Here is a 24787-nt window from a genome sequence, read left to right on the forward strand (position 1 = left end):
TCGGCGGTATAGGTTATGGCGACGGTTTTATCAGTATTTAAGCCAACAGGCGAGCTCGCACAAGCAATTACAAACTTCCAGCCACGAGCCGCTCAGCAGCAAATGGCAGAAGCCATAGCCGCTACCGTTAAGAAAAAAGGTGAGTTGGTGGTTGAAGCCGAGACCGGCACCGGCAAAACTTTTGCGTATTTGGCTCCTGTACTACTGGGCAAAGGCAAAGCGATTGTTTCTACCGGTACCAAAAACCTGCAGGAACAGCTGTTCCACCGCGACTTACCCACATTAAGAAAAGTGCTGGCGCCGGAAAAAGTTGTCGCTTTATTAAAAGGCCGTTCAAATTATTTGTGTCTGCACCGCATGGAGCAGGCAACCCAACAGGCCGGACAGTTCAGTAAAGACATTCAAAACCAGCTTATTACGGTAAAGCGCTGGGCGACATCCACACGCAGTGGTGACGTGGGCGAACTGAATGCCTTAGCGGAAGACGCCTCGGTATTACCGCAGGTAACCAGCACTCAGGACAACTGCCTGGGGCGGGACTGTCCGGTGTACGAAGACTGCCACTTAGTCAAAGCCCGCAAAGAAGCTATGGAAGCCGATATTGTGGTGGTCAACCATCATCTTTTCTTTGCCGATATGGCGCTAAAAGACACCGGTTTTGGTGAATTGATTCCGAGTGTCGACACCGTAGTTTTTGACGAAGCGCATCAAATTCCGGACATTGCCAGCCAGTATTTTGGCGAAACGGTTTCCAGCCGGCAATTGACAGAAATGTGCGAAGAACTGCAGCGCTTGTGTATGACCGAGCTGAAAGACCTGTCACAAGCCAGCGCAATGGCACGTACGTTATTGCAAACGCTGAAAGACTGGCGCTTGTTATTTCCCCGAGACCCTATGCGCGGTAATTGGCGTGACTGGCGCAAAAAGCCGGATGTTGCGGAAGTGGCCGAGCGGGTGCAGGAGCGTTTAACCCTGCTGACCGACGTCATGAAAACCGCTATCGGCCGTAATAAAGACTTTGATAATTTACATGAACGCGCTGAACAGCACCTCTATATTTGGCGTCAGCTAATGGACGTCGATCGCACCGGCTACAGCTTTTGGTTTGAAACTACACCCCGACACGTCAGTTTGCATCAAACCCCGCTAAGCGTTGCCAAGACCTTCGGGGGCTATATCAAGCGCAACAAAATGAGCTGGGTATTTACCTCAGCTACTTTGGCGGTTAACGGCAAGTTCGATTACTTTACCAAGCGTTTAGGCATAGATGACGCCGACACCTTGTTGCTGGAAAGCCCCTTTGACTTTGCGAAGCAGGCCAAGCTGTGTTTACCGCGTTATTTGCCCGAGGCCAACGACCCGAATCGGCATCAAATGTTGACTGAAATTGCGGAGCAGTGCGTTAAGGTGAACCGGGGGGGCACTTTTCTACTGTTTACCAGCCACCGTATGTTGCAGCAAATGGCCTCAATATTACGTGACAGGCTGGATCGCGACATTCTGGTGCAGGGCGAGTCCGGTAAAACAGAGTTACTGGAAACCTTCACCAAAAAAGGTAATGCCGTGCTGTTGGGTACTTCGTCCTTTTGGGAAGGGGTCGATGTGCGGGGTGAAGCCTTGCGTTGCGTTATTATCGACAAACTGCCGTTTGCCTCGCCGGATGACCCTTTGCTGAATGCGCGTGTTGAAGATGCCCGTTTGCGTGGTGTCGACGCCTTCAGCACGATACAATTGCCGCAGGCGATAATTGCGTTGAAGCAGGGCGCAGGACGGTTAATTCGTGATAAAGACGACTCCGGTGTGTTAATTGTTTGCGACAGTCGTTTAGTAACGCGCCAATACGGTAAGCAGTTTTTATCCAGCTTGCCAGCTATGTCGAGAACCCGGGATTTAAATGAAGCGCTGAGTTTTTTAGCGCAGGTTGCAGAGAAAGATGAAACCAATAATGACGAACTTATTAGCAGTTGATACGTCGACCGAAAATTGCTCAGTGGCTATTCGCTGGCAGGACAATTTCTTTAGCGAAGCAATAGAAAGCCCGCGGGAACATTCGCAGCGTTTACTGCCTTTCGTTGAGCAAATGCTGCAGCAGGCGGAAACCGATTTAAGCCAGCTGGACGGGCTGGTCGTTGGCGTAGGCCCGGGGAGTTTTACCGGTGTACGTATTGGCGTTTCCATGGCTCAAGGTTTAGCTTTTAGCGCGGAACTTCCCGTGTTTCCGGTCAGTAGCCTGCAGGCGTTAGCGCAACAAGCCATTCGTAAACACAATGCGGAAGCGGTTGTTGCCTGTATTGATGCGCGCATGGGTGAAATTTATTACGCCTTGTACCGTAATAATAATGGTCTTGCCGAACAAATAACGGAGCCCGCCGTTGCTGAACCCTCTGCCAGTTTATTTGCCGGGCATAATGTTCAGGGGTTCCATACCGCCGGAACTGGCTGGGACAACTACGCGGGTACCCTCGACCCTAAGCAGGAATTAAAGCACAGCATCGATTGCCGGTTACCGCTGGCAGAAGACATGCTGATAATAGCAACTAAAGGTTGTGTTACTTCGGTCGATGCAGAGAACTTAGAACCTTTGTATGTTCGTAATGAAGTGACCTGGAAAAAATTGCCAGGTCGATAACTTGTAGAATGGCACTGAACTCGCCATAATAAAATCAGTCTTACTAACAGATGAGTCATCGTTGACGTGCGAATTAATCCGCAAGCGGTTCAGCCGCTAAACAGCCAACAGCAAGGGCCTCAAAGGTCTGCGCCGGAAGATCAGCAACGCCAGGAACAGAACCCGGCGAAAGTCGCTGATACCCGGCAGGTAGTGCCCGATGCCCGGCAAAGTCAGCGGCGCGCAGAACGGTGGGAGTCACTTAATACGTTTTACGATGAGCCACCACAACGTTCTCAAAAAGCACTTAATGCTTATCAAAACATAGCGTTAAGCGAGAAAAGAGAGCAAATTACGTCAATGTTTGGTGTTGATGTTTACGCCTGAGTGAGGTCTGTTATGAAAATGATATTTGCAGTATTAAGCGCAATGGTGCTTGCTGGTTGCACTTCGGTTCCGGATGAGCTTGCCACTGATAATGAAGAGGCTTTGGTGAGTTACAAGGTTGCCAAGCATCAGGGCGATGAAGTAGCCGGTGAGCCAGCCCGTTGGGGCGGTGTCATTGCCGATGTTCGCAACGCCGAAGATCATACCGTGCTGGAAGTTGTCAGCTTCCCGTTGAAGCGCTGGGGACGTCCTGAGGTTAGTGATAACAGCGATGGGCGTTTTTTAGCGGTAGTTAATGACTTTGTTGATCCCGACGTGTATCAGCAAGGCCGGTCAATCAGTTTTGTTGGTACGATAGGCCAAACTCAGCAGGGCAAAATTGACGAATATGTTTATACCTACCCGGTTATCGAAGCAACGGGTTATCACCTGTGGAAGATTGAAAAACAAAACAACCAGGTAGAAATTGACTATTCGCCATTGTGGTTCCGTCATAACTTCTATTCGCCTTATTATCCTTACCGTTATCCGGTTCCGGTGCGCGTTCGCGTACAGGACAACTCGGGTACACCGGCTAAAAACCGCAACTAATTCGTTCTTTAATGGATTATAGAGAAACCGCAGAGCAGGCTACCCCAGTCAGTTATCAGCTCGACTGGGGTTCAGTTCGGGGGCTGTGCTGGGGCGATCCTAACGACATAAGAGTTGTTGCAACTCATGGTTGGTTAGACAACAGTCACAGCTTCTTACCTATAGCCCGGTACTGGTCACCTGAAAAAGGTGGTTTTTTAGCGCTTGACTGGCCCGGTCATGGACATAGTGATCACCGTCCGGTGGGCAACTATTATCATTTTATCGACTATGCTTACGACTTATGGCAGTTGATTCAGCAGCAGGGCTGGCAGAACCTGACCTTGCTCGGTCACTCTATGGGGGGCTTTGTCAGCAATGTGGTTGCAGCATTATGTCCTGAGCGTATTCAGCAACTGCTATTAGTTGAGGCTTTTGGGTTACTGGTGTCTGATGGAACGAATGCGCAGGAGCAGTTGAAACAGGGCTTTTTAAGTCGCAAAAAACTACACACACCACGCTGGCGAAGCTACGTGGATTTCGACTCGGCGGTAGAGGCCAGAGCGGGCCAAGCTGATTTCTCAGCTAATTTAGTCCGGTTAATTGTTGAACGTGGTTGCGAGCATAGTGAAGATGGCCGCTGGCATTGGCGGGCCGATGCCAGGGTGAAAACAACATCGGCCTACAGGTTACCGAGTTCGGCGGTGGACGACATGCTTGAAAAGTTGACCATGCCAGTGACCGTTGTGCGGGGAAGCCGCGGTTACGATCAGTTAGATAGCGCGTTTAAGCGATGGCAGGATAAAGTTTCTAGCTTAAGTTGTAAGACATTGGAAGGTGGACATCACGTACATATGGAACAACCTGAGAAAATAGCTGAACTGCTTAAATCGTACGTTTAGCGGCGGGTAACGACTAGGATTAACTGGTCGGATATGCGATGATTGCGCCACTGAAAATAACTATAAATAGTGAGAGGCGGAGCCTTTTATGGATAAAATTTGGTTGGAAAACTACCCAGCGGGAGTACCGGAAACAATTGACCCGGATCACTTTGCGTCGTTGGTTGATATACTTGAGCAGTCCATTGAAAAGTACGGCGAGAAAACGGCTTTCGTAAATATGGACTCAGAAATGAGTTTCAAAGAACTGGGTCTGAAAACTCGCGACTTTGCCGCTTACTTGCACAGTACTGGCCTTAAAAAAGGCGACGCCGTTGCGGTTATGATGCCAAATTTGCTGCAATACCCTGTGGCGTTATTCGGCATTTTACGCGCAGGCATGACTGTGGTGAACGTCAACCCACTTTATACTCCGCGCGAGTTAAAGCATCAGCTGGTAGATTCTCAGGCAAAAGCTCTGGTTATTTTAGAAAACTTTGCTCAGACCTATGAAAAAATAAAAGAAGAAGCGCCGCTCGATTTAGTTATTACCACGCAAATTGGCGATCAGTTACCTTTGCTTAAACGCTATCTGGTTAACTTTGTGGTTAAGCATATAAAACGTATGGTGCCTTCTCATAAGCTAAAAGGCACGGTGAGTTTTAACCAGGCGCTGGCCAAAGGAACCGTGGCGGGTTATAAACGCCCTGAAGTGACCGGCGATGATATTGCCTTTTTGCAATACACCGGCGGAACAACGGGTGTGGCTAAAGGCGCTATGCTGTCGCACCGCAATATGGTGGCTAACCTTGAACAAGTTTCCTCGGTTATTACTCCCATAATGAACGATGGCGAAGAGACTATTATTACCGCGTTGCCGCTGTATCATATCTTTGCGTTAACCGCGAACTGCCTTACCTTTCTTAAACACGGCGGTAAAAACGTTTTAATTACCAACCCGCGCGACATGCCTAACTTTGTGAAAGAGCTGAATAAGTATCCTTTCTCAATGATTTCAGGGGTTAACACGCTGTTTAATGGTCTGTTGAACACTAAAGGCTTTAAAGACGTTAACTTCTCTAACTTAAAAATTGCCCTGGGCGGCGGTATGGCGGTTCAGCGAGCAGTTGCCGAAGAGTGGGAGCGGGTCACTAAGTCACGCTTGCTGGAAGGTTATGGTTTAACCGAATGTTCTCCGGTGGTGACCGTTAACCCTTACGATATTGAACATTACACGGGCAGCATTGGTTTGCCGGTACCAAGTACTGACATGCGTATTGTTGACCCCGAAACACGTGAAGAAGTGGCTTTAGGTGAGCCGGGCGAACTGGAAGTGAAAGGTCCGCAGGTTATGGTGGGTTACCTTAACCGTCCTGATGCGACAGCCGAATCAATTAAAGACGGTTGGTTTGCAACGGGTGACATGGCCACTGTTGATGAGCGTGGTTACTTCAAAATTGTGGATCGTAAAAAGGACATGATTTTGGTGTCTGGCTTTAATGTTTATCCGAACGAAATTGAAGACGTACTAGCTGACCATCCTAAAATTCTTGAGTCAGCAGCTATAGGTGTGCCGCACGAGTCGTCTGGCGAAGCGGTAAAAGTCTTTATTGTGGCAAAAGATAAGTCCTTGACCGAACGTGAAGTTATCGACTTTTCGCGTGAAAACCTGACCGGTTACAAAGTACCTAAACTGGTTGAGTTTCGTGACGAATTGCCTAAATCCAACGTCGGCAAAATAATTCGCCGTGAATTACGCGATGAAGAGGATGAAGCTTGACTCTGCCGTTAGAATTACCCGAGTCGGTACAACAATACCGGCTCGTTACCACCACTCACGATTTACAAGATCTCTGTCAGCAGGCCGTAAAATGTGGTTGGTTCGCCATAGACTCTGAGTTTGTGCGCGAACGCACTTACTACGCTCAGCTAGGCTTATTACAAATTCACGCTAACGGCACAACGGCTGTTATCGACCCGCTGGCAGATATTGATTTAGAGCCTTTATGGGAACTGATTTCCGGCGATGAGGTTGAGACGGTATTGCATGCCGGAGGCGAAGACATTGAGCTGTTTTTTCAACAAAGTAACGGTCGCCAACCCAAGCGAATTTTTGATAGCCAGATAGCCGCCGGTTTTTGTGGCTTAGGCGACTCAATGGGCTATGCCCGCCTGGTGGATGCCTTATTTGACGGGGTGGAGCTGGACAAGAGCTTGTCGCGCACCAACTGGCTGAAACGTCCGTTAAGCGAGGAGCAGCTGGACTACGCCGCTGCCGATGCCAGTTACTTGTCGGTTATGTACCCGTATTTAAAAGCCTTGTGCGAAGAAAAAGGCGTACTGGATATTGTGTACGAAGAGTCGCAGATTCAGGTACGTAAACGCACTCAAAGCTGGCCGGATGATCTGCTTTATTTAGGTGTTGGCAATGCCTGGCAACTGAACCCGCGTCAGTTAGCTGCGCTTAAAATTTTAACGCCCTGGCGTTTGCATAAAGCACGTGAGCGCGACATTCCCTTAGGCTTTATTGCCAAAGACGGGGTCTTGCTTGAACTAGCCCGAAGAATGCCAAAAAGCGACGACGAGTTAAGTCGAATTCCCGATTTGGCGCCTATGTCACGTAAGTATTCGGGGCGCGATATTATTCGCTGTATTCAGCAAGCCGAACAAGTGCCTGAGTCTGAATTTCCGCAAACGCTGGAACGTCTGGACGATATGGAAGGCTACAAGCCAACTTTTAAGGCCATTAAAAAGGCCGTTACGGAACTGGCTGAATCTTTACACATACCGGCGTCACTGGTGGCGTCACGCAAGCAAATTAATGATTTTATTAACTTTCATTGGCAATACTCAACGCAACAACAGCAGCGTTTGCCGCAACCTGACTTAATGGTGGGTTGGCGTCAGCACGCAATTGGGGCAGAATTACAGGCTATAATTAGCAAGTAGCCCCATTCAGGAGAACTGCCATGCTGTGTGATGTTTATCGCAGCTCGAAAAAAGCCGATACCTATCTTTACCTGCCTCATGGTAACGAATTTACCGACGTGCCCGATGTGTTGTTGGGCCAGTTTGGTCGCGCCGAAAAAGTGCTGACAATTAACCTGGCCAACCGTGAACAGTTGGCGCGTTTAACGGTCGAAAAGTTACAACAGCATTTGCATAACGATGGTTTCTATTTGCAGTTACCACCGAAACGAGAGGAACTTCAAGTCAATGTTAACAAATAAAATAAAAGTGGCAGGGCTGGCTCTTTGTCTGGCTTCTTCATTTGCGCTTAGCGCACCGGTTTCTGCGTTTCAGGAAGCTGAGGATAATGCGAAGAAAGAGTCCAGCGAAGAGGTTAATCAACAGTTTGCCACCTACGTTGAAGCTCTGAAAGCCGAAGCCATTGAAAGCGGCTATAAGCAGGACACACTGGATAAAGCTTTTGCCAAAGTTAAGTATTACGAGCGGGCAGTCGAGTTGGATAAAAATCAGCCGGAATTTAAGCTAACTCTGGATACTTACCTGCCACGTGCAGTACCGGACTGGAAAGCCGAAAAGGCACTGGAAAAGTACAACGAACACAAAGAGCTGCTGGAAAAAGTGGGCAAAGAGTACGGCGTGCAGCCGCGCTTTATTGTGGCGCTGTGGGGCATTGAAACTAACTTTGGTTCGTTCACTGGTGGTTTTGATGTGGTTTCTGCATTAATTACGCTGGCTTTTGACGGGCGTCGCGAAGAGTTCTTTAAAAAGCAATTGTGGGAAGCTTTAACCATTATTGAAGACGGCCACATTGAACCGGAGCAAATGAAAGGATCATGGGCTGGCGCTATGGGTCAGACTCAGTTTATGCCCAGCTCTTTCATGAGCTACGCTGTAGACTATGACGGCGACGGCAAAAAAGACATTTGGGGCAGCTACCCGGACGTATTTGCGTCAGCCGCTAACTACCTAAGCTCTGTTGGCTGGAAAGACGATGTAACCTGGGGACGTCAGGTACAACTACCTGAAGGTTTTGATGAGTCATTAGCCGGGCTGGACACTAAGAAAAAGCTGGGCGAGTGGGCTGACTTAGGCGTTACGCGTTTTGACGGCTCTGCGCTGCCATCGCGTGCCGATATCGACGCATCAATAGTGATTCCTGACGACAAAGAAGGCCGCGTTTATCTGGCTTATGCCAACTACGACGCTTTAATGCGCTGGAATCGTTCACATTACTTTGTGGCCGCCGTGGGCTATTTGTCCGACCGCATTCGTTTTCCAAGGTAATGCCTTGTCGGTATTAATGAAATGGTATGAACAACCACTGCACACACTGAGTCACGCACAATGGGAAGCCTTGTGCGATGGTTGTGGGCAGTGCTGTTTAAATCAGCTACTGGACGAAGAAGATAACCTGTACTCCACCGACGTTGCCTGTCGGTTATTAGACACCGATACCGCGTGTTGCAGCGACTACGCTCACCGTAGTGAACGGGTACCAGCCTGCGTAACCTTAACTCCTGACAACCTCGACGAGGTTTACTTTATGCCAGCCAGCTGCGCGTATCGGTTGCGGGCAGAAGGGCAACCTTTGCCTGAATGGCATCCGTTAAGGCACGAGGGGAGTAAAGAGCCCATGAAAAAAGCCGGCTATCATGTAGCCGGCCATTGCGTTAGTGAGGCGAAGTTTAAGGGCGACCTGGAAGACAGAATAGTAACCTGGCCCTTGTCTTAGCCCTGACATTAAAACGGATTATTTGTGGTAAAGCACCAGCCCGTCTTTTTTCGTGAACGACGAAACAATGTGGCAGATAGTCACAATAATACCGATGAGCAACAAGCCCGCAAAAATCACCGTCATCCAACCGGGCATACCTAACCCCAGCCATTGCCAGTCAATGTCACCGCATAACCCCGGTGCCGCAAAAAGCCCCGGCATCCATTCGTGCAGTGGAGCCCAGTCAGGAAAATTAGGCGCACTTTCACACACCGCAAAGAACGCGTTTTTCGAGGTTTGAAGATCCCAGTGATCGTAGGCAATTAATAAGCCCTGATAACTGCTGTAAAGCCAGCCAATTAAAGCCGCCCAGCGCGTTAACCAAAGCCCGGAACCAAACAGGCCGACAATAGCGGACAAGCCAATACCGACAACCGCCATACGTTGATAAACACACTTTACGCAGGGCTCTAAGTTAAGAACCATCTGGAAGTAAAGCGCGGCGCCCAACAGGCCTGAACACCCTAGAAATAACAGTAACCAGGCAAAAGGTTTGTTAGGCCACTGACCCACAGACAGCATGATGATTTTCCTTAAGAAACTGTAAAAACGTAGAAACCATACCCAAATAGCGTGGTGTTGTCGATATAAAGGCAGAAGTTATCTTGTCCGACCTCACACAAGGCTGCTAGAATCCTTTTATTAGTTAGTTCACAGGCGGGAATATGATAATAAAAGCTAAAAGTCCGGCGGGTTTTGCCGAGGAGTACATCGTAAAATCTATCTGGAACGGGCATTTTGCACCGGGCACTATTCTACCCGCTGAACGAGAGCTGTCTGAATTAATAGGCGTAACGCGAACTACCCTGCGCGAAGTGCTGCAGCGCCTGGCACGCGACGGCTGGCTGACTATTCAGCACGGCAAACCCACCAAAGTGAACAACTTTTGGGAAACCTCTGGCCTTAATATTCTGGAAACTCTGGCGCGCCTCGACGAAGACGGCATGCCGGAGCTAGTCGACCAGTTGTTGTCTGCCCGCACCAATATTAGCGCCATTTATATTCGCGCCGCCATTCGCCATAACCCTAAGCGAGTTCTGGAGCTACTGGAACCCACCAGCGAACTGGAAGACAACAAAAAAACCTTTGCCGAGTTCGACTATCAGTTGAACCACGACTTAGCCATGGCCTCGGGCAACCCCATTTATGTGCTGGTACTGAACGGCTTTAAAGGCTTGTACGCACGCATTGGCCAGTATTACTTTTCATCGACAGAAGCTCGCCAGCTGGCCCGCGACTACTATGAAAACCTAATAGCCGTAACCCGTGAAGGCGACTACAACGAGTCCGTGAACCTGGTTCGCCGCTACGGCTACGAGTCCGCCGAAATTTGGCATAGCCTGCGTGGCGATATGCCGGATGATTTGGTGGGTTGATTAAGCTGGTTTCCCGGCTTTCTCGATAGAATTAAATTTAGTTTGTTAATTAAAACCTGATGGCTCTTTTTGAGTTGCCAGGCTTTTTTTTGTGCGCTTTGTTTCTAATGGGCCACAAGGAGCTCCCTTGTTTTCATCGATAGATATGGCTCGCTTTTGCCTGCTAAATTGCATGTTTTATTGTTGCTTTTAGTTTTTAACCCGTTTAGTGTCAATTACATACGTAAATTGTAAAGACTGATATTGTGCACTTTAAAATAGTTAAATGAGCACGCTTACTTTGTTTTTGCCTTTTACTGCTATTTTTTGGTGAAAATATTTTATTTATTAAATGATTGCGAAAGAAAATGCTGCCATTTAATGAATGACAAATTGCGCATGCACAATATATAAATGTTAGGCCATACACCTTGGAGAGCACATGAATATTGAGGTCTGGGTCACGTTCGTTTTGGTGGCTGTCGTAGCTACGGCTATTCCGGGGCCCGCGATGTTACTCGTAGCGTCACATAGCATCAGTTGCGGTGTTGCAAAAACCGTTTTCACAATTTTGGGCAATATCACCGGGCTTACCATCCTATCCACGCTCTCCGTGCTTGGGCTCGGTTCACTACTTATTCACTCACCAATGGCGTTCACTGCCGTGAAAATTATGGGTGCCATTTATCTAATCTACTTGGGTATGAGTATGTGGAGAAAGGGCTTATCGCCTGTGAGCGCAAAGGCTAATGCTCACCGTAAAAATGTGACTTCATTGTATGCCCAGGGGGTCGCCGTCGCTCTCTCTAATCCGAAGGCAATATTATTTACAACAGCACTATTCCCCCAATTTATTGATCCTAATGCAAATTTATTGCCGCAATTTCTGTTACTTGTCATGACATTCATGTTTCTTTCGTTTTCATGCTTGATAGTTTGTGCAATTACAGTGGGTCGCACGTTCACGGCAATCAGCAGCGCCAAGCTATACAAATTTACAGGTAAACTATTTGGTGGCACATTCATAGGCGTGGGCGCTCTACTTGCAACCCTAAAAAATGGCTCAGCCTAACAAATGCAGGCACGGCGACGCCTACTACATTGCGCCTTCGGCTACATTCCGTAGGCGCGCATGCTGCAGGCGTTGGTATGACTCCCTTTGTCAACTCTGAACGCGTGCAGCCCTGGCTCTTTTCAACCATAATCAGTTCTTTCTATTCTCAAATAAATTGAGCTAACGCACCAGATGAGGCAGTAATGTCGTCGGTTGCTATGCTGGTATCCGTGGATTATTTATCTTGTGATAAACAGCGCCTACCTTACTCACTCCGCCGTAGCTCCTTCTCATCAGTCTATGCTCGTGGGTCAATAACGAATTAGGTTATTGCCATCATAACGCCGTCGTAGGTTGTGCCACGTCCGCGGCCTGATCCGAATGCGTTAGCTCAAACTCGTTTATCATGCGGGTACCCGACTTAATCGAAGCTTTGGATTAACTGGCGTGAGTACCACTTCTCTGGCAATGGCCCAGAGATAAGCTGCCATCTCCCTTGCTATGGCGGTGATGATAAGATTGTAATGTTTGCCTTTTTTATTCATACGTTGATAGCGCTTGCACAGCCTGAGCTGAGTTTTCCAGGCGATATCTACAATATCTTTGGGTAACCCTTCCTGGCTAAGTTGTAAGTCCTTCGACACGTTGGCGGGGTAGCGATAACTGTGCGCTCCTTCAACCAGTTCGCCGTGCCCTCATAATTAATATTTTTTCTGAGCAGCAGAGCTTTCAGTTGGTATTTCGCGTTCTTTAAGTCTTTCATCGCCGTTTCGCGAACCCGGGATAAATCACGGACGGCTTCGTCTTCAGGCACAGGCACACAAATCGGGGTGAGATCCTCTGAATTTAAAAGCTTCACCAACTTCAGCGCATCACGGCGGTCGGTTTTAAATCGCTCCCCGTTGCTCTTCACAATAGGCGACTTCGTGAAACTCTTTATGAGTATCCAACCCTAGAAAAATCATGCTATGTTTGTTCATGCTAGCCTCCAAATGATTTAGTCTTGAACAAACTAATTATGGCACTGGCTTTTAGCTAACCCAGGAAAATGCGGAGGCTAGCATTTGGCAGGGAGTCATTGTGTCTATACACAAAAGGAGATTCAGTGCATTTTCCACACTGGCAGCATTTTTTATCGTTAGAAAGAGATTTCATCGAAACGATTGAGTTTGTTGAGCTTAACCAATCAAATGATGGCGCTTTCTCGGTAGCATATACAAAGCTATTCCTAGCCATATGCTCGGAGATCGACGTTGTTGCCAAGCTGGTTTGCAAGAAAATAAATGCTTCATCGTCAGCAAGAAATATTGGTGATTATTGCTCGGAAATTATTGGAAAGTATCCATCATTTCATACAGTGGAGTGCATGATTCCTCGCTACGGCATCAATATTCAGCCTTGGGCAAGTTGGTCAGGCTCTAGCAACCCTTCTTGGTGGCAAGATCACAACAAGGTTAAGCATCAGCGCGATACTCATTCGACATTAGCAAATCAAAAAAACGTTAAAGAGTCGCTGTGCGGATTATTTTGTTTGCTCTTGTACTTGTATCAGCCGGAGCTGTACTCGGCAACATTAAATCCGCTTCCTGTACTTTTGGATTATGAGCGCATGCCGGGGCATTTATCGGTAAACCCGGGGGCGGTTCTCCCCGATATACCAAGGTAAATGCGTGTATAACAAAGTTATCAACCCGACCTCCACTGCGTTGCTTCGTTTGCGCTTAAACGCTACGCTAGCGCAAACAAACCAACTCCGTTTAGGCGGGTTATAACGGCGCTAGCAGCGCAAGAATCGAAGAGAATCGTATGATCAAGTTACACAATATTGGCGATGATGAGTGGGTTTTTGAGGACAGCCTAGTTGATTTCTCTGTGCATGAGAGGTTAGATGATGCAATAGACCTGTGGCATTCAGGAAAGCCAGATAAAGCTGAAAGCTTAATCAAAGATATTATAGAGAAAAATCCCTATCACATAGATGCCTACCATCATGCATCAATGATATATGAGGAAAATGGGCTCGATTTTGAAGCTTACCTTTGCTGTAGAGAGGGCGTACGAATAGGTTTGTCTGCGGTTCCTGAAGAATTTTCATGGGCAACGTCAAAAATGGAATGGGGTCACCTTGAGAATCGTCCTTTTTTAAGGGCCTATCATAATCTCGGTCTTTGGTTGGAAAAACGAAATGAAGTCAATGAGGCCATTAAAGTGTATTCAAATATGCTTTCTGCATGCCCAAATGACAACATTGGGGTTAGGTATGTTTTGCCTAAGCTATGGATGGAAACTGGTGATTTTCTTTCTATTGTGCGTCTTAATAAAGAATATCCAGACGACTACTCTCCAGAACTCATGTATACGCATTCGTTAGCGTTAATTATGCTAGGTGAAATTGATCAAGCAAGAACACTACTTAATGATGCCAAGACTGCTTTTCCTCTGGTAGCAAAAGAACTAAAAAGGAAGCGTCACCCAAAGCCAAAATCGAGTTTCTCAGAGGGCATCATTGTCGGAGGCGCTGATCAAGCTTATGAATATTGGAAGCAATATGGCAAGTATTGGAGCAATTCAGAACAAGCCATGAGTCTGTTGTAAACCGTGAATAGGCAGCTAACAAAACCATTCAGCGGACGCGCCAAAGGTGCTCTGCGCTGATGGGTGGCAATAAATGAGGTATTGATTCAGTTTAAGAAAGCGGTATGATATTTTCATACTGCTCTTTTCGAGAGGCACTATCTATGAGCATGCACAGGAAAACAATCACGCTGACTGAGCAGCAGGACGACTGGGTGAAAACTCAGATTGAAAGCGGTCATTTTGGCAATGATAGTGAGTATATCCGCGATCTCATTCGAAGAGACCAGCAAGCCAAGGAACGTCTTGCCGCCCTAAGACAGGCACTTACTGATGGTGAGTTAAGCGGAAAACCTAAACCATTGGATATATCTTCTATCAAAGCGGCTGGGCGTAAACTGATGAAGGCGGCTGATTAGTGCTGAAGCTAAGCGTTACACCGAAGGCAGAATCTGACCTGACCGCGATTTGGCTGTACACCTACGAAGAGTGGGGAGCTGAGCAGGCTGATAAATACTTAGATCATCTTGAGGCAGGCATGAAACAGCTTCTTAGCCATCCGTTGCTTGGCGCTGACTATGCTCATGTACTTGTCGGCTATCGCAGATTGTACGTAGAGCATCATGCGGTTTTCTATCAAGTGTTGAAGTCAGAGGTGCTTATTGTTCGTGTTCTGCACGAAGACATGGATGCGCCCCAAAGGCTTTTGGATTAGCGGGCGTTGGTATGACTTCTTTCGCTAACTCTGAGCGAGTACAGTTCTGAACTGGAGGAATATATGGCTCTAACTGAATTTGAGGTCAAAAAAATAGAGAAAGCCGGAGAAGCATTTCTTGCTAAACACCGGCCACCGCCAAGTATAAGAAGTGATCTAGATATTGGTTGGCGCCTGGAAAAGCAATCTATTTATATTTTTGAAACTCGACCAGTTTGGAATAATCCATCTGAATATCAGAATTTGGATATCGCAAAATCTACCTTTGTTCGCAGTCAGGGTGTTTGGAAAATTTACTGGATGCGGAGTGATTTAAAGTGGCATGCCTACGAGCCTAAAAGCCAGGTAAAAACAATTGACCAAGTTTTTAAAGTTGTAAGTGAAGATGAGTTTTGTTGTTTTTTCGGATAAGCCGTATAGGAAACCGCTAAGTTCTCCATTAAACAAAGCCATCATTGGAGGATGATCTATGGCAATTGACGAAGATAAAATCGATGAGTCCGTTTTGGCTTTGCTATATCTAGCATTGCATGATGACAGTCGGGCTTGGAAGTCTTTTGACTGGGATGCAATGAACCGACTTCACGAAAAAGGACTCATTGGTAACCCGGTCGGTAAGGCAAAGTCTGTTGTGTTCACCGAGGAAGGATTAAAAGAGTCAGAGCGCTTGTTTCGGGAGTTGTTTACCACTTGATTACTAAATGTCCACTAAGTGTCCACCCGTATGTTCAAAGGTTATGAGTTAAGGAGCTATTATTGAATTCAATGGATCTTAAACGGGCGGAAAAACTGTCTTTCAACTTACTCATAGCATCCGTAGCGCTGGCCGTGCTTATTTTTCTAGTAGTAAGTTTGACTGGTGACGGTTGGGCTCAAATTGCTGGTTTTTTTATGGGATTTTGCGTTGGCGGCTTTTTGGCTGTAGTTCCTGCACTATATTCTGGTTATATTCTAATAAAAACGAATGCGAGTTCAGCTAACCTAAAGTCAGTTTTAGCACTCTCAGTTGTGTGGTTTATGACAGTATGCGCTTTATATGTCTTTTAGAAGATAACAAATTATGACAACCCTTATAACCGTAATTGCCGTTTTGCTACTCGCAGCAGTATTAAACTTCTGGAGGTTTTGGTGATTGTCAGGAAAATGGAAGAGAGGGATCTTGAAGCTGTAAGCGGCATCTGCCTTGCCTCGTTTCTTCAATCTGTAGCTGATAGCTTGTCTGATGAAGGCAACAAAAAGAAAAGGAGTATCGAATGGAGTATTTTTACTTACTAAGCTTATTAGGGCCGCTTTCATTAGTTGTTGTTCTTTTTATGCTTCGCTCATCGCGTTTAAATAATCCCGAACATGTTTTGCAAGAAACGGGAGATTCCGTACGGATTCTTCATACTCCTTTGGCCAGGGTCGTGCCGTCTCTGGGGAAACTCATTAACAAACACAAGGTAGCTCGTATTCAGAAAGCTGACAGAATTGTGACTGTTTTCAATCAGAGCTCAAATGCAATTGATATCACGCTGTCGAAAAAACATACCGACGTGGTGTTTAACCGAGCTGGCTCGTTATTTCCAAATGCTGAGAAAGTGGTTATTAATAGCTAGTAATGAGCATACTTGGGCTGGTCAATGCTGCTGTGGAAAAAGATTAAACTTTAACCGGAAGCTGCCGTTAACAAGTTACGGGCTATACTAAAATCAAGCTATAGCCGAACTTTTCAGGAGCAATATTATGTCAATTACTACAGGTAATAGCACCTCCGTAACGGGCTCTGGCAAGCAGAACAGTCCCACAAAAACCGACGACAACCGCAACAGTATGAAAGAGATGGCAGCGCAGTCTAAGCAGGCAAACAATGCTGGCATTTTGCGCGCTCATGAACGGGTATCGCTGAACAGTAATAATGACTCGCTCAGCTTATTGTACAAAACGGCGCTGGAAGGCATTAACGCTGAGCTGGAACCGGTAATGGGCAAAAATGCCACGCAGAAAATTTACGATTCCGGCGTTGATACTTCTCCCGAGGCCACGGCAGATCGCATTGTTTCTTTTGCCACCAATTTTTATGGTCGCTACAAGGAAATGAACCCGGGCGAGTCGGAAGAAGACACTTTGAATAATTTCATGGAAGCTATTACTGGCGGTATTGAGAAAGGTTTTAATGACGCCAAAAATATTCTTACAGGCTTGCAAGCCTATGAAGGCGAAGTCGAAAGTGGTGTCGACAAAACCTACGATTTAGTCATGAAAGGCCTGGACAGTTTCCGTGAAAAAATGCTGGAACTGGCAGCCGAATCAGAAGAGTCTGAAAATAGTGCTGAGGACTAACCTCAGCGCTTTGCTCCCCGAATACACCTCGGCTAAGTACTTTCGATAAGTTCAGCATCTAACCTTTGAATTGTTGATGTAAAGAGTCGTCAAGTGAAGTAAAGGTGCTGGTAATTTTTTAATTTCAACAGGTAAGATAGTCCCCTTTGACTCTATGCAATACAGAGGACATACCGTTGACGCCCCCTGATCACAACACAGATATTGTAGGAAAGTTTATTGATGTGTCTTTGTATCGGGAGCTTGCAGAGACAATACCGGATGAAAATCTGGAAGTTATTGAACAGATTCCCCAGAAAGATAAAGAGCAGATAGTTAATGCTTACAAACCCTACCTGAATGGCATGGAGCTCAGCCCTTTTGCCGTCACCTTAGGCGATAACGTGCTTTTTACAAATTCTGTTGGTACTGTCTACTACGTTGATTTTGACTTTGGTGTTTTCGATATGGGTAGATCTCTCGATGAGTTTGTTGCTGAGTTGAAGAACGGGTTATGAAACACGAACTATGGACTGAAGGTGAAAAGTCACAGACGTTTTGTCTTTCCGGCCCTCGGGGTGATAGTGCCCGAGGTTTGTTAAGGCCTGGAGCGGAGCTTGCCTGGACCTGCGAAGCTTCATCTTACTTTGAAGCTATGACCAAATATTACGAGTATATGGGCTGGGGAGAATACATAAGTGCCTTCCCGGAGCAGGATAAAAAAACATATAAAGAGCTGGGCTGGGAATGAAACTGAGTATTGGAATAATCATCGCTATTTGCCTGGTGATATTGGGTCTATGGGCTGCTGATATTGCTAGTGATCGTGGCAATAAAGTAAAAATTACGGAAGCTGTGTCGGCATACAGCAATTGGGAATGTGGCTACTCCAATAAACCGGGGTGCAGCGTTGTATTCGATGTTCCGGCCGGAACTGACCATGACGTTAAACGTATACGATACGGCAAAGACTTTATGGCCATTCAGATTAACCAGGATGGTTTAAGCGGCTGGGTGTTTTCAGGGAAAGGAGTGCAAACCCTTGCGAAACCAAGTAGTTAATCAACTTCACTATTGCGTTTCTGTTCAACGTCGAGAATGCCATGTTTAAGCGATTACGTAATTGGTTTGAGAACAGACGCATTAGAAAAATGGGTTTCACGATAAGTGAGTGGGAGTCAGCGGTAGCAGACTGGCCGGTAATGGCGCGTTATCAAGGCGCGGAGCGCGATGCTCTGCGAGATATGAGCTTCCGTTTTCTGGTTCGTAAAAACTTTGCGTCAGGCGGGGATTTTCAGTTCACCGATGCGATGTGCCTAAAAATAGCAACCATGGCTTGTGTGCCCGTTTTGCACCTTGGGTTAGATTGGTACGATCATTTATACACCATTATTCTTTACGAAGGGGACTTTGTTCCTAATCGTCCGTATCGTAGCGACGACGGCGTTGTTCACCCTCAAAGCCCTGGGTTAAGCGGTGAAGCATGGCTGCGCGGTCCGTTAATTCTCTCCTGGCAGTCGGTTTGCCAAACCGGGCCTCATGCTCGTCATGGAAAAGCCAGTAATGTTGTTATTCATGAGTTTGCCCACAAACTCGATATGTTGCGCGATGGTGCTAACGGTGCGCCGCCTATGCATCCGGATATGAAGCCCGGCGAATGGCACGATATTTTTTCGGCTGCCTGGGAAAGGCTGCAGAGCGATTCTATCCATCATAGGCCGTTACCGCTTGATGGCTATTCGTTAACCAGCCCGGCTGAATTTTTCGCGGTATGTAGCGAAACCTTTTTTGAAGACCCTCAGAACATGAAAGAGCACATGCCCGAGGTTTACCGGTTGTTATGTCAGTTCTATCGACAGCGTCCTTGCTGACGAATATTGCTGTGCTCCAACAGCGCGGGCGGCTTAATCCGTTGTAACAGCAAGTTCCATGGCAATCCGTTCGCCTTCTACTGAATCGACTTCCTGAGGCTCTTTAATACGCACCCGCCCAGAGGGTATACCGCTCTCCGAACTGTTGACCAAGGCGTCGCGTACGGCCTCTGCACGTGCATTTGCAATGGCTTTGAGTTCCTCATTTGTAATCGATTGTGCGGCTATTACCTTTTCAGCTAAGTTATTGCGATAGGCCAGAGCGTCGAACTTCGCTTCATTGGATGCTTCACTTGGTTTTTCAGTGAAGCGGTCTTTCAGGGCTTCGAGTTCTGTGTCCGGGTAATGAGAGGAGAATATTGCTTCCATAGCGGCCTGATTCGACTCGCTTGTCAGGCTTGGCTCCTCTATCTCGCGTCCTTCTTCCGCCAGACGTTGTTGTAATACTTTCATCGCTTTATCTTCTTTCAGAGCAGGAGCATCGAAAGCCCGGTTGAATGGACCTGCTAGCCCCAGAGCAAGAGCTGGCCGCTTGTTGAGCGCCTCGCGAAGCTTAGCGATGCGTTCGCGCTGGGGAGGGAGTAAATTGGTACGTCCCTCCGGAAATTCAACTTTACCCATTTCTTCTGAGTCCGCGCCTACAAGATTAGCTAAAAAGCTGAAAGGTGCGGTAACGACAGACTTAATAGCGTCTCCCACGGCCTGTTGGATAACTTTGCCAAAGTCGAACTGCGGGTTGCCAACATCTCCACTCACCGGCAGATTTAGGTCAATGACACCGTCGCTGTCCTGCAGCAATGCAATGGCGAGGTCCAGCGGTAGATCCATAGCGTCGCTGGATTCCATTTTTTCGCCGAGTTTCAGGTCATGTAGCACCAAGTTATTCTGTCCGTCTAGCTTTTCCTCATTAACGGTGTAATCGAGATCAAGATCCATCGTGCCGTCTGCTATTTTTCGGCCAGCGAAGTTCACAGTGTAAGGAGAGTATTCCGGGATCTGAAGGTTACGGAATCTAACATTAATAGTAGTCTGGCGCGTTGGATGCCAGGCGTGAACGGTGCCGTTTACCTGTGCCAGGCCAAATTCTGCTACCTCACCTTCAAGCTTCACCCGTGCAGCCTCAGACGAATCTGAACTCAAAGTAGACACTTCTCCGCTTAGCGTATGAATACTTGTAGAGAAGGGCAGCGGCAGAGAGTTATCGGAAAACTGAACGTCTCCGTCAGAGAGCTCAACACCTTCTATAGTGATACCGAACGGTTCGGTTTCCTCGCTTTTATTTGTATCGCCTTTTGTGTCGGCTGGCGCATCAACGACAAGTTGTCCGAAGTTAGTGGTTTTGTCCTGGTTAATGACCACCCGGCCAGACAAGCCTTTAACGACAATGGGCGCTGTTTCAATCTCTTTGCTTGCTATGTTCAAATCAAACTGTTCGGTTTGAAGGCTATCCCATCCAAGGAGAGTCTCGTCGTTAGAGGCTTCTTTGATATTCAGCGTGTTAATACTGGCAGAGCCTTTAAAAGTAAAAGGTTGTTGTGCATTGGTACTCATTTGCCCATTCAGAGTCAGTGTTCCGTTTTCGAGTTGCACGTTCATAAACTGCTGTAGGTAAGGGGCTGCCTGCTTAAGCGCCAACTCATTAATTTCGGCATTTCCTTCCAGAGCTGGGCTCGGCAATAATTGAAAAGTTCCGTCGAAGGCGAGTTTACCGCCCTTTGTAAGTTGACCATTCAGGCGCAGCGGGAATCTGGCGTCATTTTGCAGGGTGAAATCTTTTACCCAGAGGCCGATGTTCTGCAAAGCCAGTGATACCTGTTTGGGCTCAGCGTCGTCAGCAGCTGTTACGTCTTTTAGATTGTCAGCAAAACGCAGAACGCCGTTTTCCAACTTAAAGTCTCTGATGCGTAAGGCAGACATTTTCGCAGACTCTTCTTTCCCTGATTCTTTTTTCTCCGATTCTGGATCAGAGCTTTCGGCGGCGAGACGGGATAAGCGCGTTTCACCTGAGATAAAGCGTTCTTCCTGAATCATTAGCTTGTCTATGCGAATTGCGTCGAAAGTCCAGGTTTGGTCAATAATGCTCGACCATTCCAGGTTGACGAACAGATTGCCCCAGCCAAGTAACCGCCGGTCATCTTTGTCATTTAGCGTAACGCCGTTCATTCTAAGCGTTAGTGTATACGGGTTGGTTTGCACCGACTCTATGCGCAACTCACGGCCAAAATCTTCTTTAGCCGTATTCACCGCAACGTACTGGATTACCCAGGGTAGGGCAAAAAAGCCCAGCAAGGTGTAGAGAATAATCAGTACCAACAGCCAGAACCGAACGCGACGCGGGGAGGCCCATTTTTCTCGCAGATAGTTGCCGAATTGACCAAGTGAGCTGCCGTGCATAATAGAGCCTCCGTTAAAGCGAGTAATAATGCACAGTGTAGCCGCCCGAGCGGCCAGCGTCACTTTCGTGTAACGTAAATTTTATTGCGGTACTCTTGCTGGCTATGGTGTAGTAAATAGTTGTGGAACCTAAGGACTGTCGAAGCACCATTTCCACAGATGCCAGTAAAGTAAGCCATAGAATCAAAACGTAGCGCCAGACCTTTTGGAGACAACATGAAATTTAGCTTAATCATGCTTTTTATATTGAGCTTTGCCGCTCCCGTGTGTGCGGAGACTCAGGAGCGCTCTGATTGGGGAAGCGTATTCGAAGAATATGAAGTTCAGGGCACTATTGTCGTAGTCGATGGACGTGAAAATGACCAGACGACATTTGTGTTCGATAAAGAAAGAGCTGCAAAACGGTTTTCACCTGCGTCAACATTTAAGATCCCACACACGCTTTTTGCCCTTGATGCAGGCGTCGTTCAGGACGAGTTTGAGGTGTTTAAGTGGGATGGAGTGGAACGCAGTTTTGCAGGACACAATAGTGACCAGAACCTGCGCTCGGCTATACGTAACTCAACTGTTTGGGTTTATCAGCAGTTCGCAGAAGGCATAGGAGCCGAAAAAGCGAAAAGCTATTTAAAGCGCATTGATTATGGAAATGCAGCTCCGTCTGACGATATCCGTAATTATTGGCTGGATGGGAAGTTGGCTATTTCTGCCAATGAACAGATTGCCTTTTTGCAAAGGCTTTACCGTAACGAATTGCCTTTTGCGGTAGAACATCAGCGGCTAATAAAAGATCTGATGATTGTTGAAGCTGAGCGGAACTGGATTTTGCGGGCAAAAACCGGCTGGGAAGGCAGTTTTGGCTGGTGGGTAGGCTGGGTCGAATGGCCTGAAGGTCCGGTATTTTTCGCATTGAATATCGACACGCCGAACCGCATGGCGGATCTTGGCAAACGTGAAAAAATCACACGTGAGATTTTGGCTTCTATTGATGCCTTACCGGGCCGTACAGCTGAAAAGAAATAGTCAACGTCGTTGAAGTGGCGCAACAGAAAAAGTATAAGAAATGAAATATGAACATTGAAATTGAAAGTTACTATGAGTTGTTGGCCTTACATAAGACGCTAATGGCCGTTAAGTTCGACGAATACTCTTCTCTCAAAGACGCACAAGGTAGCCCTTTGACGGCTAGCCTGGCTTTTAAGGTGTTCGATTTACTCGTTTCATCCAGTTTCAACGAAGGCCAGAAAAATCGAGCTCAAGACTGGCTCGAGTGGCAGCGCGCCGACAGGAACCGGTTGGAAACAAAGTTACTTCTTAAGCATATAGCTGACTCAGGTTGGTGGAGCGAGGCCGCCCCCCCGGGAACGAGAAGAGTACGTACGGGACTTTATGGCTCCGTTGATACTGAGCGATGACGCATTTAATGAAATTCTCAAATATAAATAACAACCCTTTGAGGCTGGCACTTAATGGTATTCGAAAACTTTCTTGAGGCAGTTGAAGGCCCTGACCGAGACTTAAACTTTGCGATTAAGTCCGGTAGCAAAAAAACATTAGGCATTATTGGTAAGCTCTCGCAGAACGTTAATGCTTATGATGATGAAGCAAAGCATACACTCGTACGCCAGTTGTTCTCGTTGGCAGCCAATATTGACCTTCGTGACAAGAAAAGTGGTCAGCTTATTGCGGCTATTGGAACGTACTTTTTAAAAGCGGCTAAATCGGCAGAGAGTGCGAAATTTATATTTAACGAGTGGTCTAGGCGACTGCTTTATCTGGACTATAACAAGAAAGAAGAGTGTCAGGCGGCGTACCAATGGTTGCTGTTACTAAACCAAAGCGACGGAAGCGCACCGAGCCCGCGTGAGCTGGTAAAAGTATTTGATGAGTCGCAACCTATTCTCAGCGAAATCTACGAGAAAATATTAGCGGTTTCTAATGCCGAAGGTTTGCTGGTTGATAAATCAGGCCTTCAGCCGGGTTACAAGCTCGTCGAAACCTTTTTAACGACCTGTTTTTATCATTCAGACAACTGCCCCTCCAATTATGAGTTATGGGTGCTTGGCTGTGTCGAAAGAGACATCAGCTTCGGTAATGGCTTGATTCTGTCTGTATTGCAACGCTCCGATGAGCACCCTCAGGTTGTGGCACGGCTCATTGATTTATATATAACCTCTATGGTTGATGAAAACGATGGTGGCATGGCCTGGCGGCTTTTCTTTGACTTATTCGATTCTGAGGAATATCCGGCTCAGCAGCTAAATCAAATAATCGTTTATCTCGAGCCTAAAGTCAGGCAGTGGACTGATGAGCAAAACGAGCATGCAATTAATTGTCTATTTGCTCTGGAGCGGGACGATAATGACTCGGTTAAAACCTTACTCACTCGCTCAAAAGTGGCTGGGAAGCTGGCGAAATTACTGGCCTCCAATGGCAAGGGTCGTGCTGCTACGCAGTTAGCGAGTTTGCTGGCGCGGGATTTGAGCCCGGCTTACGAGCTTCCTACCGGCGGTGAAGCTCAGTTCGAAGATTTAAACTTTAAACTCATTGTTATTGATGAGCTCATGTACATTCATAAGTTGTTGTCTCCTGAATTTAATTTAAGAGACTTCGCTAAAGCCTATGACGCCAGAGAAATTTCAGTTTCAGGTTATGAAAGCATACCTGAGGCTCTGGATTACATGAGAGGGCTGGCTATTCCGCAAGAGTTACTGTCCCGTATTACTCATTTAAGTTATGACGCTTCAAGAGAAATTTATAGCCAGCTAGTACCATTCGGGTTCTACCCCGTTATCACGGACAGTTTAAAACGTCTGTAAACTTCTTGTCTTGATTCGCTACTCTACGTCGCATCCTTGGATTATGAAACCGCTCGATGTAAAAAAATATGTCCGCACGGGCTTCATCTCTGGTTCGGTATTTTCGGTGATTCACGCGCTCTCGTTTGAGCATACCGAAAAAGCCTTCACAGGCAGCGTTATCGGCACAATGACCCACGGCACTCATGCTTCCCAGCAGGTCATTGCTCTTTAAGTAACGTTGATAATCACCGCTGGTAAATTGCGTTCCGCGATCCGAATGCAATATTGCCTGCGTCGACTCAGGGCGTTGCCAGACGGCCATTTCCACCGCTCGCAGCACCATCTTTCTATCCTGCCGGTGATGCATTGACCAGCCCACAACGACATTGTTGAACAGATCCAAGACAACACACAGAAAAAGTTTTCCTTCGTCTGTTTTAAGTAGAGTAAGAAGCAGGGCGTAGTCTCACTATCTCCCTGCTTCTCCTCACCGAACCGTACGTGCACCTTTCAGCGCATACGGCTCTCCACTTAA

At 47.1% G+C, this 24787-nt stretch carries 30 protein-coding genes and 2 pseudogenes; 28 read left to right on the forward strand and 4 right to left on the reverse strand.

Annotated elements, in window-relative coordinates; translation table 11 throughout:
* Positions 1–15 precede the first annotated feature (15 nt).
* From DET62_RS13175 to DET62_RS13220, 10 genes are all read left to right on the forward strand, one after another.
* Complete coding sequence (locus tag DET62_RS13175; RefSeq protein ID WP_110014271.1) at positions 16–1968, forward strand: ATP-dependent DNA helicase; 1953 nt, start codon at positions 16–18, stop codon at positions 1966–1968.
* Complete coding sequence (gene tsaB, locus DET62_RS13180; RefSeq protein WP_110014272.1) at positions 1946–2629, forward strand: tRNA (adenosine(37)-N6)-threonylcarbamoyltransferase complex dimerization subunit type 1 TsaB; 684 nt, start codon at positions 1946–1948, stop codon at positions 2627–2629. The genes DET62_RS13175 and tsaB overlap by 23 nt, the downstream gene beginning before the upstream one ends.
* Positions 2630–2695: 66 nt before the next feature.
* A complete protein-coding gene (locus tag DET62_RS13185) occupies positions 2696–2995 on the forward strand; it encodes a hypothetical protein (RefSeq protein ID WP_110014273.1) in 300 nt (99 codons plus the stop codon).
* Between the two features lie 12 nt (positions 2996–3007).
* On the forward strand, positions 3008–3586 hold the full coding sequence (locus tag DET62_RS13190) for a Slp family lipoprotein (protein ID WP_011235061.1): 579 nt from the start codon (positions 3008–3010) through the stop codon (positions 3584–3586).
* 11 nt (positions 3587–3597) lie between these two features.
* On the forward strand, positions 3598–4467 hold the full coding sequence (locus DET62_RS13195; protein ID WP_110014274.1) for an alpha/beta hydrolase: 870 nt from the start codon (positions 3598–3600) through the stop codon (positions 4465–4467).
* A gap of 88 nt (positions 4468–4555) precedes the next feature.
* Positions 4556–6226, forward strand: coding sequence for a long-chain-fatty-acid--CoA ligase FadD (gene fadD, locus DET62_RS13200; protein ID WP_110014275.1), 1671 nt, complete (start codon positions 4556–4558; stop codon positions 6224–6226).
* Positions 6223–7395 (forward strand): ribonuclease D, encoded by a 1173-nt coding sequence (rnd, locus tag DET62_RS13205; protein WP_110014276.1) that lies wholly within the window; start codon positions 6223–6225, stop codon positions 7393–7395. The genes fadD and rnd overlap by 4 nt, the downstream gene beginning before the upstream one ends.
* 20 nt (positions 7396–7415) lie before the next feature.
* The gene (locus tag DET62_RS13210; RefSeq protein WP_011235057.1) at positions 7416–7676 is read left to right on the forward strand and encodes a YcgL domain-containing protein; all 261 of its coding nucleotides are present in this window, start codon (positions 7416–7418) and stop codon (positions 7674–7676) included.
* The gene (locus tag DET62_RS13215) at positions 7663–8700 is read left to right on the forward strand and encodes a lytic murein transglycosylase (protein WP_110014277.1); all 1038 of its coding nucleotides are present in this window, start codon (positions 7663–7665) and stop codon (positions 8698–8700) included. Before DET62_RS13210 ends, DET62_RS13215 begins: the two co-directional genes overlap by 14 nt.
* Positions 8701–8716: 16 nt before the next feature.
* Positions 8717–9148 (forward strand): YcgN family cysteine cluster protein, encoded by a 432-nt coding sequence (locus DET62_RS13220; protein WP_110014278.1) that lies wholly within the window; start codon positions 8717–8719, stop codon positions 9146–9148.
* Between the two features lie 18 nt (positions 9149–9166).
* Here DET62_RS13220 and dsbB read toward each other — a convergent pair whose 3' ends face one another.
* Positions 9167–9712: a disulfide bond formation protein DsbB gene (gene dsbB / locus DET62_RS13225; protein WP_110014279.1), complete on the reverse strand. Its 546-nt coding sequence runs from the start codon at positions 9710–9712 to the stop codon at positions 9167–9169.
* A 143-nt stretch (positions 9713–9855) separates the two neighbouring features.
* Here dsbB and fadR point away from each other — a divergent pair, with 143 nt between their 5' ends.
* A complete protein-coding gene (fadR, locus tag DET62_RS13230) occupies positions 9856–10566 on the forward strand; it encodes a fatty acid metabolism transcriptional regulator FadR (RefSeq protein WP_034822978.1) in 711 nt (236 codons plus the stop codon).
* A gap of 421 nt (positions 10567–10987) precedes the next feature.
* Positions 10988–11617: a LysE family transporter gene (locus tag DET62_RS13235; protein ID WP_041655270.1), complete on the forward strand. Its 630-nt coding sequence runs from the start codon at positions 10988–10990 to the stop codon at positions 11615–11617.
* Between the two features lie 386 nt (positions 11618–12003).
* Here DET62_RS13235 and DET62_RS13240 read toward each other — a convergent pair.
* Positions 12004–12579: pseudogene (locus DET62_RS13240) on the reverse strand (hypothetical protein).
* Positions 12580–12704: 125 nt separating this feature from the next.
* On the opposite strand from DET62_RS13240, the gene DET62_RS13245 reads away from it, so the two are divergent.
* The 13 genes from DET62_RS13245 to DET62_RS13310 all read left to right on the forward strand — a co-directional run bounded on the left by DET62_RS13245 (position 12705) and on the right by DET62_RS13310 (position 19060).
* Complete coding sequence (locus DET62_RS13245; RefSeq protein WP_110014280.1) at positions 12705–13265, forward strand: hypothetical protein; 561 nt, start codon at positions 12705–12707, stop codon at positions 13263–13265.
* Between the two features lie 140 nt (positions 13266–13405).
* On the forward strand, positions 13406–14194 hold the full coding sequence (locus DET62_RS13250) for a hypothetical protein (RefSeq protein WP_051018808.1): 789 nt from the start codon (positions 13406–13408) through the stop codon (positions 14192–14194).
* Positions 14195–14337: 143 nt separating this feature from the next.
* Positions 14338–14592, forward strand: coding sequence for a type II toxin-antitoxin system ParD family antitoxin (locus tag DET62_RS13255; protein ID WP_034822973.1), 255 nt, complete (start codon positions 14338–14340; stop codon positions 14590–14592).
* A complete protein-coding gene (locus DET62_RS13260; protein ID WP_034822972.1) occupies positions 14592–14888 on the forward strand; it encodes a type II toxin-antitoxin system RelE/ParE family toxin in 297 nt (98 codons plus the stop codon). Before DET62_RS13255 ends, DET62_RS13260 begins: the two co-directional genes overlap by 1 nt.
* 63 nt (positions 14889–14951) lie before the next feature.
* Positions 14952–15299: a DUF3024 domain-containing protein gene (locus tag DET62_RS13265; protein ID WP_034822971.1), complete on the forward strand. Its 348-nt coding sequence runs from the start codon at positions 14952–14954 to the stop codon at positions 15297–15299.
* Between the two features lie 58 nt (positions 15300–15357).
* The gene (locus DET62_RS13270) at positions 15358–15582 is read left to right on the forward strand and encodes a DUF6429 family protein (RefSeq protein WP_034822969.1); all 225 of its coding nucleotides are present in this window, start codon (positions 15358–15360) and stop codon (positions 15580–15582) included.
* A gap of 62 nt (positions 15583–15644) precedes the next feature.
* Positions 15645–15935 carry a hypothetical protein gene (locus DET62_RS13275; protein WP_133493656.1) on the forward strand — a complete coding sequence of 97 codons (291 nt, stop codon included), beginning with the start codon at positions 15645–15647 and terminating at the stop codon, positions 15933–15935.
* Between the two features lie 206 nt (positions 15936–16141).
* Positions 16142–16486 carry a hypothetical protein gene (locus DET62_RS13285; protein ID WP_034822965.1) on the forward strand — a complete coding sequence of 115 codons (345 nt, stop codon included), beginning with the start codon at positions 16142–16144 and terminating at the stop codon, positions 16484–16486.
* A 127-nt stretch (positions 16487–16613) separates the two neighbouring features.
* Positions 16614–17210, forward strand: coding sequence for a DUF5610 domain-containing protein (locus tag DET62_RS13290; RefSeq protein WP_110014281.1), 597 nt, complete (start codon positions 16614–16616; stop codon positions 17208–17210).
* Positions 17211–17386: 176 nt separating this feature from the next.
* Positions 17387–17707 (forward strand): hypothetical protein, encoded by a 321-nt coding sequence (locus DET62_RS13295; protein ID WP_110014282.1) that lies wholly within the window; start codon positions 17387–17389, stop codon positions 17705–17707.
* The gene (locus DET62_RS13300; protein WP_110014283.1) at positions 17704–17940 is read left to right on the forward strand and encodes a hypothetical protein; all 237 of its coding nucleotides are present in this window, start codon (positions 17704–17706) and stop codon (positions 17938–17940) included. Before DET62_RS13295 ends, DET62_RS13300 begins: the two co-directional genes overlap by 4 nt.
* On the forward strand, positions 17937–18251 hold the full coding sequence (locus DET62_RS13305) for a hypothetical protein (RefSeq protein WP_110014284.1): 315 nt from the start codon (positions 17937–17939) through the stop codon (positions 18249–18251). The genes DET62_RS13300 and DET62_RS13305 overlap by 4 nt, the downstream gene beginning before the upstream one ends.
* 41 nt (positions 18252–18292) lie before the next feature.
* The gene (locus tag DET62_RS13310; RefSeq protein WP_110014285.1) at positions 18293–19060 is read left to right on the forward strand and encodes a M90 family metallopeptidase; all 768 of its coding nucleotides are present in this window, start codon (positions 18293–18295) and stop codon (positions 19058–19060) included.
* Positions 19061–19093: 33 nt separating this feature from the next.
* Here DET62_RS13310 and DET62_RS13315 read toward each other — a convergent pair whose 3' ends face one another.
* Positions 19094–21454 (reverse strand): DUF748 domain-containing protein, encoded by a 2361-nt coding sequence (locus DET62_RS13315; protein WP_110014286.1) that lies wholly within the window; start codon positions 21452–21454, stop codon positions 19094–19096.
* Positions 21455–21670: 216 nt separating this feature from the next.
* Between DET62_RS13315 and blaOXA the strand changes: the two genes are divergently transcribed.
* Genes blaOXA through DET62_RS13330 form a run of 3 tightly spaced genes read left to right on the forward strand, consistent with a single transcriptional unit; the run spans position 21671 to position 24270 of the window.
* Complete coding sequence (blaOXA, locus tag DET62_RS13320) at positions 21671–22474, forward strand: class D beta-lactamase (protein WP_110014287.1); 804 nt, start codon at positions 21671–21673, stop codon at positions 22472–22474.
* A 47-nt stretch (positions 22475–22521) separates the two neighbouring features.
* Positions 22522–22866 carry a hypothetical protein gene (locus DET62_RS13325; RefSeq protein ID WP_110014288.1) on the forward strand — a complete coding sequence of 115 codons (345 nt, stop codon included), beginning with the start codon at positions 22522–22524 and terminating at the stop codon, positions 22864–22866.
* 54 nt (positions 22867–22920) lie between these two features.
* Positions 22921–24270: a hypothetical protein gene (locus DET62_RS13330; protein ID WP_110014289.1), complete on the forward strand. Its 1350-nt coding sequence runs from the start codon at positions 22921–22923 to the stop codon at positions 24268–24270.
* Here the strand turns inward: DET62_RS13330 and DET62_RS13335 are convergent.
* A pseudogene (locus DET62_RS13335) lies at positions 24245–24703 on the reverse strand (DDE-type integrase/transposase/recombinase); the annotation flags it as partial. The gene DET62_RS13330 and the pseudogene DET62_RS13335 overlap by 26 nt on opposite strands.
* Positions 24704–24787: the final 84 nt, after the last annotated feature.

Source organism: Idiomarina sp. H2 (assembly GCF_004364275.1).
Classification (GTDB): Bacteria; Pseudomonadota; Gammaproteobacteria; order Enterobacterales; family Alteromonadaceae; genus Idiomarina; species Idiomarina loihiensis.

Coding starts and splice junctions, on each gene's coding strand:
- fadR (WP_034822978.1), top strand. CDS start 9,856: ATGATAATAAAAGCTAAAAGTCCGGCGGGTTTTGCCGAGGAGTACATC.
- DET62_RS13315 (WP_110014286.1), bottom strand. CDS start 21,454: ATGCACGGCAGCTCACTTGGTCAATTCGGCAACTATCTGCGAGAAAAA.
- DET62_RS13310 (WP_110014285.1), top strand. CDS start 18,293: ATGTTTAAGCGATTACGTAATTGGTTTGAGAACAGACGCATTAGAAAA.
- DET62_RS13300 (WP_110014283.1), top strand. CDS start 17,704: ATGAAACACGAACTATGGACTGAAGGTGAAAAGTCACAGACGTTTTGT.
- DET62_RS13235 (WP_041655270.1), top strand. CDS start 10,988: ATGAATATTGAGGTCTGGGTCACGTTCGTTTTGGTGGCTGTCGTAGCT.
- DET62_RS13215 (WP_110014277.1), top strand. CDS start 7,663: ATGTTAACAAATAAAATAAAAGTGGCAGGGCTGGCTCTTTGTCTGGCT.
- dsbB (WP_110014279.1), bottom strand. CDS start 9,712: ATGCTGTCTGTGGGTCAGTGGCCTAACAAACCTTTTGCCTGGTTACTG.
- DET62_RS13325 (WP_110014288.1), top strand. CDS start 22,522: ATGAACATTGAAATTGAAAGTTACTATGAGTTGTTGGCCTTACATAAG.
- DET62_RS13255 (WP_034822973.1), top strand. CDS start 14,338: ATGAGCATGCACAGGAAAACAATCACGCTGACTGAGCAGCAGGACGAC.
- DET62_RS13290 (WP_110014281.1), top strand. CDS start 16,614: ATGTCAATTACTACAGGTAATAGCACCTCCGTAACGGGCTCTGGCAAG.
- DET62_RS13330 (WP_110014289.1), top strand. CDS start 22,921: ATGGTATTCGAAAACTTTCTTGAGGCAGTTGAAGGCCCTGACCGAGAC.
- DET62_RS13270 (WP_034822969.1), top strand. CDS start 15,358: ATGGCAATTGACGAAGATAAAATCGATGAGTCCGTTTTGGCTTTGCTA.
- DET62_RS13190 (WP_011235061.1), top strand. CDS start 3,008: ATGAAAATGATATTTGCAGTATTAAGCGCAATGGTGCTTGCTGGTTGC.
- DET62_RS13210 (WP_011235057.1), top strand. CDS start 7,416: ATGCTGTGTGATGTTTATCGCAGCTCGAAAAAAGCCGATACCTATCTT.
- DET62_RS13265 (WP_034822971.1), top strand. CDS start 14,952: ATGGCTCTAACTGAATTTGAGGTCAAAAAAATAGAGAAAGCCGGAGAA.
- DET62_RS13195 (WP_110014274.1), top strand. CDS start 3,598: ATGGATTATAGAGAAACCGCAGAGCAGGCTACCCCAGTCAGTTATCAG.
- blaOXA (WP_110014287.1), top strand. CDS start 21,671: ATGAAATTTAGCTTAATCATGCTTTTTATATTGAGCTTTGCCGCTCCC.
- tsaB (WP_110014272.1), top strand. CDS start 1,946: ATGACGAACTTATTAGCAGTTGATACGTCGACCGAAAATTGCTCAGTG.
- DET62_RS13250 (WP_051018808.1), top strand. CDS start 13,406: ATGATCAAGTTACACAATATTGGCGATGATGAGTGGGTTTTTGAGGAC.
- DET62_RS13305 (WP_110014284.1), top strand. CDS start 17,937: ATGAAACTGAGTATTGGAATAATCATCGCTATTTGCCTGGTGATATTG.
- DET62_RS13285 (WP_034822965.1), top strand. CDS start 16,142: ATGGAGTATTTTTACTTACTAAGCTTATTAGGGCCGCTTTCATTAGTT.
- DET62_RS13175 (WP_110014271.1), top strand. CDS start 16: ATGGCGACGGTTTTATCAGTATTTAAGCCAACAGGCGAGCTCGCACAA.
- fadD (WP_110014275.1), top strand. CDS start 4,556: ATGGATAAAATTTGGTTGGAAAACTACCCAGCGGGAGTACCGGAAACA.
- DET62_RS13220 (WP_110014278.1), top strand. CDS start 8,717: ATGAAATGGTATGAACAACCACTGCACACACTGAGTCACGCACAATGG.